The 15,060-nt window shown below is 73.0% G+C and carries 11 protein-coding genes; 5 read left to right on the top strand and 6 right to left on the bottom strand.

Annotation, left to right across the window (positions count from 1 at the left end; genetic code table 11):
• Positions 1-274: 274 nt before the first annotated feature.
• Positions 275-1,123, top strand: a complete 849-nt coding sequence (locus SJ20_RS01840; RefSeq protein WP_131661427.1) for a hypothetical protein — start codon at positions 275-277, stop codon at positions 1,121-1,123.
• Between the two features lie 120 nt (positions 1,124-1,243).
• Here the strand turns inward: SJ20_RS01840 and SJ20_RS01845 are convergent, their stop codons facing one another.
• The 5 genes from SJ20_RS01845 to SJ20_RS01865 all read right to left on the bottom strand — a co-directional run bounded on the left by SJ20_RS01845 (position 1,244) and on the right by SJ20_RS01865 (position 6,989).
• Entirely contained in the window at positions 1,244-2,800 is a 1,557-nt protein-coding gene (locus tag SJ20_RS01845; protein ID WP_002858124.1) for a DUF1846 domain-containing protein, read from the bottom strand.
• 67 nt (positions 2,801-2,867) lie between these two features.
• Positions 2,868-3,881, bottom strand: a complete 1,014-nt coding sequence (locus tag SJ20_RS01850) for a trimeric intracellular cation channel family protein (RefSeq protein WP_044658748.1) — start codon at positions 3,879-3,881, stop codon at positions 2,868-2,870.
• 71 nt (positions 3,882-3,952) lie between these two features.
• Positions 3,953-4,852 (bottom strand): trimeric intracellular cation channel family protein, encoded by a 900-nt coding sequence (locus SJ20_RS01855; RefSeq protein WP_044658749.1) that lies wholly within the window; start codon positions 4,850-4,852, stop codon positions 3,953-3,955.
• 30 nt (positions 4,853-4,882) lie between these two features.
• Complete coding sequence (gene purB, locus SJ20_RS01860) at positions 4,883-6,316, bottom strand: adenylosuccinate lyase (protein WP_044658750.1); 1,434 nt, start codon at positions 6,314-6,316, stop codon at positions 4,883-4,885.
• Between the two features lie 58 nt (positions 6,317-6,374).
• Positions 6,375-6,989 (bottom strand): GNAT family N-acetyltransferase, encoded by a 615-nt coding sequence (locus tag SJ20_RS01865; protein ID WP_010080080.1) that lies wholly within the window; start codon positions 6,987-6,989, stop codon positions 6,375-6,377.
• A 141-nt stretch (positions 6,990-7,130) separates the two neighbouring features.
• Between SJ20_RS01865 and SJ20_RS01870 the strand changes: the two genes are divergently transcribed.
• Entirely contained in the window at positions 7,131-8,711 is a 1,581-nt protein-coding gene (locus tag SJ20_RS01870) for an AMP-binding protein (RefSeq protein ID WP_044658751.1), read from the top strand.
• Between the two features lies 1 nt (position 8,712).
• Here the strand turns inward: SJ20_RS01870 and SJ20_RS01875 are convergent, their stop codons facing one another.
• Entirely contained in the window at positions 8,713-12,303 is a 3,591-nt protein-coding gene (locus SJ20_RS01875) for a bifunctional RecB family nuclease/DEAD/DEAH box helicase (RefSeq protein ID WP_044658752.1), read from the bottom strand.
• Positions 12,304-12,518: 215 nt separating this feature from the next.
• On the opposite strand from SJ20_RS01875, the gene SJ20_RS01880 reads away from it, so the two are divergent.
• The 3 genes from SJ20_RS01880 to SJ20_RS01890 all read left to right on the top strand — a co-directional run bounded on the left by SJ20_RS01880 (position 12,519) and on the right by SJ20_RS01890 (position 15,060).
• On the top strand, positions 12,519-12,935 hold the full coding sequence (locus tag SJ20_RS01880) for a PaaI family thioesterase (protein WP_020624995.1): 417 nt from the start codon (positions 12,519-12,521) through the stop codon (positions 12,933-12,935).
• Between the two features lie 71 nt (positions 12,936-13,006).
• Positions 13,007-14,356 (top strand): phenylacetate--CoA ligase family protein, encoded by a 1,350-nt coding sequence (locus SJ20_RS01885; protein WP_044658753.1) that lies wholly within the window; start codon positions 13,007-13,009, stop codon positions 14,354-14,356.
• Between the two features lie 92 nt (positions 14,357-14,448).
• A complete protein-coding gene (locus SJ20_RS01890; protein ID WP_044658754.1) occupies positions 14,449-15,060 on the top strand; it encodes a TetR/AcrR family transcriptional regulator in 612 nt (203 codons plus the stop codon).

Here is a 15,060-nt window from a genome sequence, read left to right on the forward strand (position 1 = left end):
GGCCATATCGCAGGGCTCGTCACAGGGGGTGGGTGGGGGCGATGCTGGACGGTCTCCTGCACAGGTGCGTGCGGCCGGTCCGTGGTCCACAGGTCGGAGTCCGCCTGCTCCCAGTGAGCGCGCGGAGCACCAGCCTGGTCGCATGCCGCGATCCCTCGCTCCTCTCGCCCCGACGCTTCCTACGATTTTGACCGTCCCGGAGGGGCGAGACGCCGGCCTGAGCCGCGCCCGGCTCCGCGCACCGGACCTGGTCCCGGTCGGCCACGGCATGCGCATGAGCCGGGACGTGGAGGCCACGTGGACGGACTATCTGCGCGCCGTCCAGTCGCTGAACCCCTCGGGGGTGTTCTCCCACGCCACGGCCGCGCGGATCTGGGGGATGTGGATCCCGGGCCGGCTGCTCGAGGATCCGCGAGTCCATCTCGCGAAGGAGCGCGGCTGCGGAGGACGGACGAGTCGGTCGGGCCTGGTCATGCACCAGCTCCAGCCGGACGCACCCGTGATCGAGTACCGGGGTCTGCGTCTGACCGCCCCCGCCTGGACTTGGGTGGACCTCGCCCATCACCTCTCTGTCGAGGACCTCGTGGTCGCTGGGGATAGCCTGCTGCCGTCACCGCACGGGGCGGAGGCGCGCCGTCTCGGTCACCTGCCTCCCCGGGCCACCACGGTGGAGCAGATGCGGCGTCTCGCGCACGCACGGAAGAACGTCCGCGGCATCGTGCGGGCCCGCGCCGTGCTGGACCTGTTGCGCACGGGCGCGGATTCTCCGCCGGAGTCGCGGCTACGGCATCGGCTCCACGAGGCGGGATTCCCCGAGCCTCAGGTGAATCCCCCGATCCGCTTGAGCTCCGGGGAGACGGTCCGCGTGGACCTGGCCTGGGAGGAACTGCGGCTGTGCCTCGAGTTCGACGGCGACCAGCACCGTACGGATCGGGCTCAGTGGCAGCGGGACCGGGCGCGCAGGCGTGGCCTCGAAGCCGACGACTGGGCCGTCACCTGGGTCGCGGGCGAGGTCTTCACACGCGGCGGCTGGCCCCGCTTCGTCGGGGATCTGTCCCGTCTCATGCGTCGCCAGGCCACCCGTCGCGGCGCGGTGCTGCCGCCGGGACTGCCGGGGGAGTGAGGCGGCGGCGCGCGCCGGCGTCGTGGTCTGCCTTCACGGGACGATGAGCCCTGCGATATGGCCCCTATAACGCCCCGGAAGGGGCCATATCGCAAGGCTCGTCGCAAGAACCGCCTCGCCTCACCGCTTCCGGTACAGCCCCTTCTTCTGGAACTTCGGCTCGCTCGTCACGAGCATCCCCAGGGACCGGAAGATTCCCTCGTCCACGGAGCCGAGGATCGTCGTCGTGTGCACGTCGCAGCCCTCGAGGCTCGCCAGCTGCTCGACGGCCGCCTTCGCGTTCTCGTCGGTCGCCGCGGACACGGACAGCGCGATCAGCACCTCGTCCGTGTGCAGCCGCGGGTTCTTGGAGCCCAGGTGCACGGTCTTGAGCGTCTGGATCGGCTCGATCGAGGCGGGGGAGAGCAGGTGCACGTCGTCCTCGATGCCGGCCAGCACCTTGAGGGCGTTGAGCAGCACCGCGGCGGAGCAGCCCAGCAGCTCCGAGGTCTTGCCGGTCACCAGGGTGCCGTCCGCCAGCTGCACGGCCGCGCCGGGCTCACCGGTGCGCTCGGCCACCAACTGTGCGGCACCCACCACCGGGCGGTCCTCCGAGCTCAGACCCAGCTTGGACATCACCAGGGCCACGCGCTCGGACTCGGTGTCGTCCGCGCCCTCCAGAGCCTCGTTGACCTGAGCCTTGTAGTAGCGCCGGATGATCTCCTGCTTCGCGGCCTCCTGGCACACCTCGTCGTCCACGATCGCCGCGCCGGCCATGTTCACGCCCATGTCCGTGGGGGACTTGTACGGGGTGGTGCCCGTGACCTTCTCCAGCAGCGCGGACAGCAGCGGGAACACCTCGACGTCGCGGTTGTAGCTCGTCACCCGCTCGCCGTACTCGGCCAGGTGGAACGGGTCGATCAGGTTGATGTCGTCCAGGTCCACGGTGGCGGCCTCGTAGGCGGCGTTCACCGGGTGCTCGAGCGGCAGGTTCCAGATGGGGAACGTCTCGAACTTCGCGTAGCCGGCCGGGATGCCCCGCTGCCGGTCGTTGTACACCTGGCTCAGGCACGTCGCCAGCTTGCCGGAGCCCGGGCCGGGGGCCGTCACGACGACGAGGTCCCGCGTGGTCTCGGACCACTCGTTGGCGCCGAAGCCCTGCTCCGAGACGATCGTGGACATGGCGTGCGGGTAGCCGGGGATCACGCGGTGGCGGGCCACCTTCAGGCCGAGGCGCTCGAGCTTCTCGAGGAACGCCAGCGCACGGTGGTTGGCGTCCTCCAGCTGCGTGACCACCACGTGCTCCACCAGGAACCCGCGCTCCCGGAACACGTCCACGAGGCGCAGGACGTCGTCCTCGTACGTGATGCCCAGGTCCGCGCGGACCTTGTTCCGCTCGAGGTCCTTGGCGTTGAAGCACACCAGGATCTCGGTCTCGTCCTTGATGCGGTCCAGCATCGCGATCTTGTTGTCCGGGGTGAAGCCGGGCAGGACGCGGGAGGCGTGCAGGTCGTCGAAGAGCTTGCCGCCCATCTCCAGGTACAGCTTCCCGCCGATCTGGCGGCGGCGCTCCTGGATGTGCTGGGACTGGAGCTCGATGTACTTCGCGCGGTCGAATCCGACGCGGTGGAGGGGGCCGGAGGCCGCGGCCTCCGTGGTGGTGCTGGCGGGGCGGGCGGTCTCATGCGTGCCGGTCATGGACTCTCAGCATAGACCTGTGCGCGGGGTGCGCGTGCGCGGCCCGGCGTCGGGCCCACCGCATCCCTCAGCCCCTCGGGTCCTCCGGGTCGTCCGCGATCCAGTCGTGCTCGGGGTCGTCGAAGCTGCGCGTGCGCCCGGTGCGCAGGTCGGTGACGTCCATGACGCCGGTGCCGCGGTCCAGGCGCACCTGCTGGTGTGAGGCGGGGTCGACGACGGTGATCGTCTGGGTCTGCGGGTCGTAGTCGTCCACCCGCACCTGGTCCTCGTACTCCTGCCGCGGGCCGTAGGACCCGTGCGTGTCCTCGTCGGGGAAGGCGGGGGCGCCGGGGGAGCGCAGCCGGCGCTCGAGGGTGCGCTCCACCCGGCGGGCGGCCGCCTCCTGCGCCTGCGTGGCCAGGCGCCGCAGACGTTCGAGGGACTCCTTGTCCTGGGAGATCTCCGCGCCGAAGAACCGCCACTGGTAGCGGTAGGCGATCATCCGCACCGCGAAGATCAGGAACGCGATGAGGAAGCCCGTGAACGCGTTGAGCGCGCCGTTCATCGCCACCACGGTCGCCAGCACCGCGCCCAGGAACGTGGGGAGCACGTAGACGCCGCGGGGGTCGAAGATGGAGGGCACCTCGTTGGCGACGATGTCCCGCAGCACACCGCCGCCCAGCGCCGTGACCATCGCGATCACCACCGTGGACACCGGGTGCACGCCCATCGAGTGCGCCAGCAGCACGCCGGACACCGTGAACAGGGCAAGCCCGGCGGCGTCGAACAGGGTGATGGTCAGGTTCAGCCGATTCGGGTGGATCACCTTGACGTACACGAGCAGGGACACCAGCACGGGCGGGGCCAGGTAGACCGGGTTCTCCAGGGACGCGGGCAGGCCGCGGTCCAGCAGGATGTCCCGCGTGAAGCCGCCGCCCAGGCCCGCCAGCAGGGACAGCGCCAGCGAGCCCACCAGGTCGAACTGCTTGCGTGCCGCCAGCAGCGCCCCCGAGGTGGCGAAGAAGAAGATCCCGATCAGGTCCAGGGTCGTGAGCAGCCACGGGACGTCGGTGAGGGTGGCGAAGAACTGCTGCACGTCCACGGCGGCTCCTTCCGTCGAGTCCGGGGTTCACCGGCCATTGTCCCGTGCGGCCCGCGCGGTGACTCGTTTGTTCACCCGGGTGTCCCCGGAGGTGTGACGTCTTCGTCGGTTCCGGGCGTCTCCTCGTTCGCCGGGGGGCCGTCCTCGCCGGGGTCGGCGGGCGGCCCGTCCCTGCCCTTGCGGTCGCGGATGTCCGGCACGGGCGGCTCGTCGTGCGGATCCAGGCGCTGGCGCTGGGTCGCCCCCGAGATCTCGGCCCCCGGGGCGAGCCACTCCCTGCGCAGCGACACCACGCGCAGCACGAGCACGAGCACCATCACCGCCGCCGAGGTCAGCGGGTTCAGGACCTCCGCCTGGCCGAGGGCCGCCGTCGTGCCCGCGCCGAGGATGGCCGGCAGCGCGTACCAGCCGCGCCCGCCGAACACGGCGGGCGGTTCCCCGGCGACGACGTCGCGCAGGATGCCGCCGCCGACGGCGGTCACCAGGCCCAGCACCGCGGCGGCGACCGGGCTCAGGCCGGCGAGCAGGGCGATGCGCGTGCCCACCACGCAGTACACGGCCAGGCCGATGGCGTCGAAGGCCATGACGGCGTGGTGGCCGCGCTCGCCGTCGAAGATCCGGAGGAACACCGCCAGCGACGCGACCGCCGGCAGGATCAGGTACCAGGGGTTGTCGAAGGCGGCGGGCACGTCCCGGCCGACCACGAGGTCACGGACGACGCCGCCGCCCGTGCCCACCATGAGGGCCAGCAGCAGGGAGCCGACGATGTCATAGCCCTTGCGCACGGCGAGCACCGCACCCGAGATCGCGAAGAAGAACACGCCCACGAGGTCCACGGCGGTGATCGCCGCGGTGATCGCCTCGGCGAGCTCGCCGTGCGCGTCGATCGGCTCGGGCACGTCCCGTTCGAGTTCGGCGGGGTCCTTGGGGGTGGCGGACAGCAGCCACACGGTGAGAGACGGAAGCAGCACCCGCCCATCGTCCCCCGTCAGGCGGCCCGGTCAGCCCTGCGCGGGGCCGAACTCCTTGGCCAGCTCCGCCGCCACGCCGGTGTACCCGGCCGGGGTCAGCTCCAGCAGGCGCGCCTGGGCCGCCTCCGACAGGCCGAGGCCCTGCACGAACTCGCGCATGCGCGCCCCGTCCACGCGGTGGCCGCGGGTCAGCTCCTTGAGGCGCTCGTAGGGGTTGTCCATGCCCTCGACGCCGGCGATCGCCTCGGCACGCATCACGGTCTGGACGGCCTCGCCGAGCACCTCCCAGTTCGTGTCGAGGTCCTCCGCCAGTACGGGCGCGGCGACCTGGAGCTGGCCCATGCCCTTGGTGACGTTGGTCAGGGCGAGCACCGAGTGGCCGAGGGCCACGCCGATGTTGCGCTGCGACGTCGAGTCCGTGAGGTCGCGCTGCCAACGGGACTCCACGAGGGTGGCGCCCAGCGAGTCGAGCAGGGCGCAGGAGAGCTCGAGGTTGGCCTCGGCGTTCTCGAAGCGGATCGGGTTCACCTTGTGCGGCATGGTGGAGGAGCCGGTCGCGCCGGCCACGGGGATCTGCGCGAAGTAGCCGATGGAGATGTAGCTCCACACGTCCACGCAGAAGCCGTGGAGGATCCGGTTGAAGCGCGCGACGTCGGCGTACAGCTCCGCCTGCCAGTCGTGGGACTCGATCTGGGTGGTCAGCGGGTTCCAGGTGAGGCCGAGGTGCTCCACGAAGGACCGGGACAGGGCCGGCCAGTCCGCGTCCGGGGCGGCGGCGAGGTGGGCGGCGTAGGTGCCGGTGGCGCCGTTGATCTTGCCCAGGTACTCCTGGCCGGCGATGCGCCGGGTCTGGCGGGTCAGACGGTGCACGAACACGGCCATCTCCTTGCCCAGCGTGGTGGGCGTGGCCGGCTGGCCGTGCGTGCGGGAGAGCATGGGGGTCTCGGCGGCCTCGGCGGCCATCGCGGAGACGGTGGCCACGGCGGCGCGGGCGGCCGGCAGCCAGACCTGCTCGACGGCGTCGCGCACGCCCACCGCGTAGGCGAGGTTGTTGATGTCCTCGGAGGTGCACGCGAAGTGCACGAGCGGCTTCAGCCGGCCCAGGCCCAGCCCTTCGAGGCGGTCGGCGATGAAGTACTCGACGGCCTTCACGTCGTGCACCGTGACCTTCTCGGTGGCCGCCAGCTCGGCCACGGACTCCGCGTCGAAGTCCGTGACGATCGCCCGCAGGCCCGCCTGCTGCTCGGCCGTGAGCGGCTCGAGACCCGGCAGCACGCGGTGCTCGGCCAGGTGGATGAACCACTCGACCTCCACGTGGATGCGGTTGCGGTTCAGCGCCGCCTCGGACAGGTGCTCCACGAGCGGCTCCACCGCCGCGCGGTAGCGGCCGTCCAGGGGGCCGAGGGCGATGCCGGCCTCGGCGAGGGAACGGCGGTGGGCGGTGGACGCGGGCTGTGAGGTCATGGCCCCCATTCTGGCAGGCGCCGCGGACGCCCGACGAAGGCGAGGGCCGGGTCCGTCCTCAGCCGTCCGTCGACGCCGGCCACCAGTCTCGCCGCAGCACCGCGAGTTGCACCGAGTCCCATCGCCGGCCCTCCCAGGAGCGCGCCTCGGGGATGCGGGCGACCTCGGTGTACCCGACGCGGACCGCCGACGCGATCATCCGCGCGTTGCCGGACCACGTGACCAGGCTCAGCAGGTGCGCGTCCGTCTCCGCGAACGACGCGTCCGACCACAGCGTGAGCGCCGCCCGCCCGACGCCGCGGCCCCACGTGGTCGGGTCGAACAACAGGATGCCGAGCTCCCACCAGCCCGCGCCCGCCGGATGCTGCTCCGTGCGGGTCACGAGACCGACGGGGGTGCCGTCCACCGTGACGACCCGGACGTCAGGGTCGCCGACGCGCCGGCGCGCGTGGTCGGCGTCGAAGTCCGCGCGGCTCGGCGGGGCGGCCGTGTCCGCGGCGTGGAAGTAGGGGGCGTCCCACGACTTCCACTCGGGGTCCTCGGCGCCGTGGATCCAGGTCCACAGGAAGTCGGCGTCGTCGGCGGCCACCGGGCGCAGCGCGACGTCGGTCCGGGGCGGGGCGTCCGCGCGCGTCCCTGAGGGGCGAGGGGTGGCGGGATCGAGATCAGTCATGGCGCCATCCTGCCCTCAGCCGCGACGGGGTGGCGAGTGCAACATGCGGACGCGCCCGGTGGCCCGGGGCGCGGTGGACCTACCGTGGCTGACGTCGCCGTCGCCCGGCGTCGGCGTGCCGCGAGGGATGAGGAGACCGAGATGACGGAACGGACCGGGCAGGCCCACGAGGCCGGGACGATCGACCGGCTGATGGCCGGGTGGGTCGCCGACGTCGAGACCCCGGACGCCTGCGCCGCCCACCTGCTCTGCGACCGCTGGCCGGCCGACGCCGTGGCGTTCCGGTTCGTGGCGGAGGACATGTCCGCCGTCGACCTCACCTTCGGCGAGCTGGCCGACCGCTCGCGCCGCCTCGCCGCCGGCCTCGCCGCCCGCGGCGTCACGCACGGCGACCGCGTCCCCGTGATGATGTCCAAACGGGAGGAGCTCGTCGTCACGCTGCTGGCCCTGTGGCGGCTCGGGGCCGTGCACGTGCCGCTGTTCACCGCGTTCGCCGCGGGTGCCGCGCGGATGCGCATCGAGGGCGCGGCGGCGCGGCTCGTCGTCGCCGAACCCCGCCAGGCGGAGAAGCTCACGGACATCCCGGGCATCGAGATCATCCGCACCGGCCCGGAGTGGGACGCGCTCGCGGACTCCGCGCCGCTGGCCGAGGACGTCGCCGTCGGCGGGGACGGGCCGATCGCCCTGCTGTTCACCTCCGGCACCACCGGCCGCCCCAAGGGGGTGCCCGTGCCGCTGCGCGCGGCCGCCGCGTTCGCCGTCTACCTCACGTGCGCGGTGGACCTGCGCCCCGAGGACCTGTTCTGGAACGCGGCCGACCACGGCTGGGCGTACGGGCTGTACTACGGGATCGTCGGCACGCTGGTGCTCGGGGCGACCTCGGTGCAGTACCGCGGCGCCTTCTCCCCGGCGACCATGGTCGAGGTGATCCGCTCGCAGGGCATCACGAACCTCGCCGGCGCCCCCACGATGTTCCGCGCGCTGGCCAAGGCCGGGGAGGTCACCGAGGACGCCCCGCTGCGGCTGCGGCGCGTGTCCACGGCGGGGGAGCCGCTGCCGCCGTCCGTGCTCGAGTGGGGCCGGGCGGCCCTCGGCACGGAGATCCGCGACCACTACGGCCAGACCGAGCTGGGCATGGTCATCTGCACCCTCGCGCACCCCGAGCTGGCCGCGCCGCCCCGCCCGGGTTCGATGGGTGTGCCCCTGCCGGGGATCGCCGCGGAGATCCGGGACGGGCAGATCGCGATCGACGCGGCCTCGCCCCTGTTCTGGTTCCCCGGCTACCTCGGGGAGCCGGAGAAGACCGCGGAGCGCTTCACCCCGGACGGCCGCTGGTACCTGACCGGGGACACCGCCCGGCAGGACGACGACGGCTGGTTCTTCTTCTCCTCCCGGGACGACGACGTGATCCTCGCCGCCGGGTACCGGATCGGCCCGTTCGACGTGGAGTCCGTGCTCATCGACCACCCGCGGGTGCAGGAGGTCGCCGTCGTCGGCCTGCCGGACCCGGAGGGGGTGCGCGGCGAGGAGGTCGTGGCGTTCGTGGTGCCCGCCGGGGCCGTCGCGGACTCGGACGCCCTGGCGGCCGAGCTGCAGGCGAAGGTCCGCGACGAGTACTCCAAGCACGCCTACCCGCGCCGGGTGCACTTCGTGGACCGGCTGCCCAAGACCCCCTCCGGCAAGTTGCAGCGGTTCCTGCTGCGCCAGGGGACCACCGACTGAGTCAGCGGTGCACGAGCCGCAGGAACGCGCCGATCATCGGCAGGTCCTCGGGCCTGGTGGGCAGCGCGTCCGCGAGGGCGGGGGAGTGGACGAGGTAGGCGGCCCACTGCCCGCGCGAGATCGACACGTTGAGCCGGTTCCGGTTCAGGAGGAAGTCCAGCCCGCGCGGCACCTCCTGCGGTGAGGACGCCGCCATCGTCAGGATCGCGACGGCGGCCTCCCGGCCCTGGAACTTGTCCACGGTGCCGACGGTGGTGCCCTCGAGGCCGGCGGCGTCGAGCGTCTCCCGGACCGTGGCGACCTGCGCGTTGTACGGGGCCACCACGATCACGTCGGACGGCTCGAGCGGTCGGCCGGGGTCGTCCGGGCCGGTGGACCAGGTGCGGCCGAGCAGTGACCGGACGATCTCGACGACGGCCGCGGCCTCCTCCGGCGAGGACACCGCGTTGCCCGTGTGGGAGACCGGCCACGGGTGCAGCCCGGGCTCCACGCCGTCGAGCCGGCGGGCGTCCGTGACGTCCTCCTTCGCGCCGAGCTCGCCGGCGTAGGAGAGCGTGGAGACGGCCTCCGTCAGCGCGGAGTGCATACGCCAGGAGGTGTCCAGGAAGAAGCCGCGGTCTGCGCGCAGCACCGGCTCGTCGGCGGCCAGCCAGCTCAGCGCGGCCTCGCCAATCGGCTGGGGGTGGGTCCCCTTGGTGACCTGCGGCAGCTGCTGGGGGTCGCCGAGCAGGAGCACAGTGCGGGCCATGGCCGCCGCGGCGAGGGTGTGCGCCAGGGAGAATTGCCCGGCCTCGTCGATCACCAGGAGGTCGAACTCCTGCACGTCCTCGTGCGCGAAGGTCCAGGCGGTGCCGCCGACGACGTGGCCGGGGAGGCCGATGTACGGCTTGGCGTCCGACACCGTGGCCCAGGGGCGCTCGGGCGCGTCCTTGCCGCGCTTCTCCGCCTTGAGCACCTGTTTCTTCGGCACCCCGATGGACACGAGCTTGCCCAGGAAGTTCTCCACCACGGCGTGGGACTGGGCCGTGACGCCCACGCTCCACCCGCGTTCGAGCAGGGCCTTCACGGCGTGGCTCCCCACGTGGGTCTTGCCCGTCCCGGGAGGGCCCTGGACGGCGACGTAGGAGCCCCGCGCGGACTCGAGCGCCTCCACGAGCGCCTCCCAGCCCTGGCGGGCGGGAGCGGGCGCGGAGTCGCCCTCGCGCAGCTCGGTGGAGATGGCCGCCAGGGGGCGGCCGGCGGTCGCCGGGGGGCGGCGCGCCAGGATGTCGAAGGCGGCCGTGGACGGGGCGGCGGCGTCGCCTCCCGATCCCGGCAGACCGCCGGCCTGCACCGCGGTCCGGGCGCGCTCGCGCAGGCGCTCCTTGAGCTTGTCCGTGTTCACCACCGTGTGGGCGAACGCCGCCATGGGCAGCTCCGAATGCTGCTCCACGTCCTGCGTGGGGATCTTCTCCCGCAGCAGCACCACGGAGCTGCCGTCCGGGCGGTCCTCGACGTCCTCCACGACGGCCTTGGCACCGACCCAGCGCACCGCGTTGGGTTGGAGGAGGTCGCGGCGGTCCGCCGGGACGTCCTCGTACACCGTGATGGCCTCGGCTCCGGGCTGCAGCGAGCTCCCCGGCTCCAGGGTGCCGGTCATCCGCAGCACCCGCTGGAAGGTCCGAGCGCCCTTGGGTCGGTGCCAGTGCTCGGCCACGTCCACGCGGTCCGCCACGACGTTGGCGCGGGCGTCCTGCCACTCATCCGGCGGGGAGATGCCGCGGTCGAAGAAGGCCCACCACACGGGTTTGTCCTCGCGCTGGTAGAAGCCCAGCCCGGCGGCGAGCAGGGCCACGCCGCGCTGCTCGTCGTCCAGGACGGCGTCCGCGTCGTCCGCGGTGGGCAGGAGGCCCAGGAGGTCCGCCTCCAGGCGCGCGTCCTCGCCCTCCAAGGCGGGGGCGGGCTCGACGAGGTGCTCATCGTCGTCGGGCCGGGGTGCCGTGGCGCCGTGCTCGGCGGTGCGCCCCACCTGCTCCAGCAGCCAGTCCCGCAGCCGCGCCGTGGAGACGCAGTCGTACCGGTTGTAGTCCTCGATGTCGGCGCGGATCGCCCGCGCGACCTCGGTGTCCCCGGCCTCCAGCGCGGCGACGTACCGGTGGTACTGGGTGACGCTGTCCGCCGCCGTCGTGACGCCGTCCTCCGCCCGGTGCTCCGCCCCCATGTAGAGGGGCTCCAGCTTCTTGATGGAGTAGCTCGGCACACCGGCCCGCAGGGCGGCGCGGACCGTGGAGTAGAGGTCCACGAACAGCCCCGCGCGCAGCCAGTCGTCCAGCTCGCGCTCGCCCACGCCGTGGCGCACGGTCAGCCGTTTCAGCGCGGTGACCTCGTACGCGGCGTAGTGGTAGATCCGCATCCCCGGGTGGGTCGCACGCCGCGCCTCCACGAACGCCACGAACTGCTCGAGCGCCGCCCGCTCGGCGGCACGGGTGTCCGCCCACAGACCCGTGAACCGGAAGTCGGCCGAGGCGGTGCGCGCGGTGTCCCCGCCCGGCGCCTCGACCCAGCCCCACAGGTACTCGAGGCCCTCCATGCTGCCGTCCGCGGAGACCCACAGCGGGTCCCCCTCGAAGTCGAAGAAGACGTCTCCGGCGTCCGGCGCCGGCAGCCCCGCCACGGCGCGCGGGTCCACGATCCGATGCGCCGGCAGCCCGCCCGCCCCGGCCGGCTCCAGCTGGATCGCCGCCTGTTCCCGCAGCGCCTCCCACGTGCGGCGGGCCATGCCCTCCGGCGGTGCGACGGACGCCGCGAGCTGCTCGATGGTCGTGATGCCGGCCTCGCGCAGCCGGGTGCGCTGCAACCGCGTGGCCCCCGCCGTGAGCAGCACGTCCCGGTGCTCGGCGACGGCCTCCTCGCACGCCTCGCATGCGCCGCAGACGCTCAGGCGGTCGTCACCCCAGCGGGCGGGCTCCCCGGCGGCCACGTGATCCCGCAGCAGCGCCTCCAGCCGGGAGCGCTGGTGCCGGTACACCGGGATCACCTCGTCCAGGTCCGCGACGTGCCGGGAACCGTCCCCGAGCCACAGGCTGCCCCGCCGCGCCCGCGGCACGCCCATGCCGTCCAGCAGGTCCGCGTACGCGGCGATCTGCAGCAGCGCCGTCACCCGCGCATGCCGGGCCAGCTTCGTGTCCACCACCTCGTACGCACCCTCGGGGTGCTCCTCGTCCGTGCGGAGCACGAGGAAGTCGGCCAGGCCGCCGAACGCGCCGTCGTGCAGCATCCCCTGGAACACGACGGCGGGACGCGCGGCCAACGCCGCCGCGGTGCGCTCGCGGGCGGCCTGCACACCCTCGGGCGTGTAGCGCTCCGGGCGGGCGAGCCGGACCACCTGGTCCCCGCCGTGCTCCGCCTCGAGTCGCGCGAGCACGCGGGACTCGTGCTCGTCCCCGAGGCGGGAGACCCGCTCGAGGAACGCGTCCGCCACGCCGATCCGCGGGGCGCGCCCGAGCGCGGGGTCCACCGTCCCGCGCAGCCACCCGTACGTGCACGTCGCGGCGGCGGTGATGTCCGAGGGGCTGAGCATGAAGGAGGCGCGGTCCGGCGCGAAGGTCACCATGCCGTCACCCTAGACAGGAGTCGCGGACGCGATGGGCAGGGCCCGCGCACACGGTCCCGGTGCGCCTCGCCCCGGCGGCGGCAAAGTGGGGGCGGCGCGCGTCACACACCGGACCGGACTTGACGTGAGTCACATCCAGGGAGTTACCTAATGATCGTTCAGTAATTCTCTGCGCCGCCGCGCCGGCGCGCCCGTGCCGGCAGGGAGGCCCGCCCATGACCGAGACCGCCCACCACCCCATGCTCGCGGAGGACCGCGTGGCACGGTGGCTCGGCGTCACCCTCGAGGCCGCCGAGAAGGACCACGCGCGCATCCGGATGACGCTCACCGAGGACCAGCACAATGGCTTCGGCCTGGCCCACGGCGGCGCCGTCTTCGCGTTCGCGGACACGTGCTTCGCGCTGACCTGCAACGACCCCGCCTCGGACGGCTCCACCCTCACCGTGGCCTCCGGCGTGGACGTCAACTTCCTCGCGGCCACCCGCGCCGGGCAGACCCTCGTCGCGGAGGGCCGCCTGGTCGCCGCCGCCGGCCGCTCGGCCGTCTACGACATCACCGTCACCACCGACGACGGCACCCCGGTGGCCGCCTTCCGCGGCCGCTCCCGCACCATCCCCGCCCCCGGACGCTGACCGACGGGCGCACCCGCCGATGCGCCGCCGTCGTCGACCGCCGCCCGACCCCGCATCCCCAGGAGAACGCCATGCTCGAGGCCTCGATCCCCAACCCGTACACGCCGGCACCCCTGCCCGCCCCCGCCGACCGCGGGGCCCCGGACCCCGAGGAGACGATGAGCCGGGACCAGATCGAGGCGCTCCAGTTCGAACGCCTCCGCTGGACCCTGCACCACGCCTACGAGAACGTGCCCGCGTACCGGGAGCACTTCGACGCGCACGGCGTCCACCCCTCGGACTTCACGGAGCTCGGGGACCTCGCCAAGTTCCCGTACACGGACAAGGAGTTCCTGCGGAAGAGCTACCCGTTCGGCGCCTTCGCCGCCACGGGCCCCGAGCTGCGTCGCATCCACGCCTCCTCCGGCACCACCGGCCAGCCCACCGTGGTCGGCTACACCGACGACGACCTGGCCACGTGGACCACCCTCGTCGCCCGCTGCTTCCGCGCCGGCGGCATCCGCCCCGGTGACCGCGTGCACAACGCGTACGGCTACGGCCTGTTCACCGGCGGCCTCGGCGCCCACTACGGCGCCGAGCGCGTCGGGGCGGCCGTGATCCCGATGTCCGGCGGGCAGACGGAGAAGCAGGTGCAGCTGATCACCGACTTCCAGCCGCGCGCCATCCTCTCCACGCCCACCTACCTGCTGACCATCGCGGACGGCTTCAGGAAGCTCGGGCTGGACCCGCGCGAGTCCTCCCTCGAGGTCGCGATCCTCGGCGCCGAGCCGTGGACCGAGGAGATGCGCCGCGAGATCGAGCAGACCTTCGACCTCGACGCCCTGGACATCTACGGCCTCTCCGAGGTCATGGGCCCGGGCGTGGCCGGCGAGTCCGCGGCCACCAAGGACGGCTCCCACATCTGGGAGGACCACTTCCGCCCCGAGATCATCGACCCGCTCACGGACGAGGTCCTCGAGACCGGCCGCCACGGCGAGCTCGTCTTCACCTCGCTCACCAAGCAGGCGCTGCCGATCATCCGGTACCGCACCCACGACCTCACCCGCCTGCTGCCGGGCACCACGCACCCGGGCCACCGCCGCATGGGCCGCATCACCGGCCGCTCGGACGACATGATCATCCTGCGCGGCGTGAACCTGTTCCCGTCGCAGATCGAGGAGCTGGCCCTCAAGGAGCCGGCCCTGTCGCCGCACTTCACCCTCGAGATCACCCGTCCGGACCGTATGGACCAGATGGCCGTGAACATCGAGCGCCGCGATCATGCGACCCTCGAGGAGGCCCAGGCCTGCGCCGCGCACCTGCGCATGGAGATCAAGACGAAGATCGGCTCCTCGTGCATGATCAACGTGGTGGAGCCGGAGTCCCTGGCCCGCTCCTCCGGCAAGCTCAAGCGGATCTACGACCTGCGCGACCAGGCCTGATCCCGTCCCCGCGGCCGATCCCGACGCCGGGGTGCCCGGTAGAGTGGACCGGTGCGCCGTCGTCGGCGTCCGCCCGCCCCCGAAGGAGCCCCGTGCCCCAGAGCAGCCCCACCCCGCGCCGCGGCCGTCCCGGCTATGACCGGCAGACGCTGCTGGCCGAGTGCGTCGAGCTCTTCAACCGGCACGGCTACGAGGCGACGTCCATGGGCATGCTCGCCGCCCACCTGGGCATCTCCAAGTCCGCGATCTACCACCACGTGGAGTCCAAGGAGGCGATCCTCGACCACGCGGTGACGGAGGCGCTCGACGCCCTCGAGGCGTGCCTGGACGATGTGGTGGCCAGCGGGGCCGACGCCGGCGCGCAGGTCGAGGCGGCCATCCGCGGCACGCTCGGGGTGCTGGCGGAGAAGCAGCCCGAGGTGACCCTGCTGCTGCGCCTGCGCGGGAACTCGGCGGTCGAGGTGGCGGCCGTCGAGCGCCGCCGCGAGATCACCCGGCGTCTGGGCGACCTGCTCGAGGCCGCCCAGACCGTCGGCGCCGTGCGCTCCGACGTGAGCCCGCGCAACCTCGCCCGCCTGGCGCTCGGCATGATCAACTCGATCGTCGACTGGTACCGGCCGGATCGCGGCGCCCCCGGCCAGCAGGGACCGGACCAGATGATCGACGCCGTCACGGGCGTGGTGCTCGGGGGTCTGCGGGGCTGA

Source organism: Micrococcus sp. MS-ASIII-49 (assembly GCF_000946635.1).
GTDB lineage: Bacteria > Actinomycetota > Actinomycetes > Actinomycetales > Micrococcaceae > Micrococcus > Micrococcus luteus.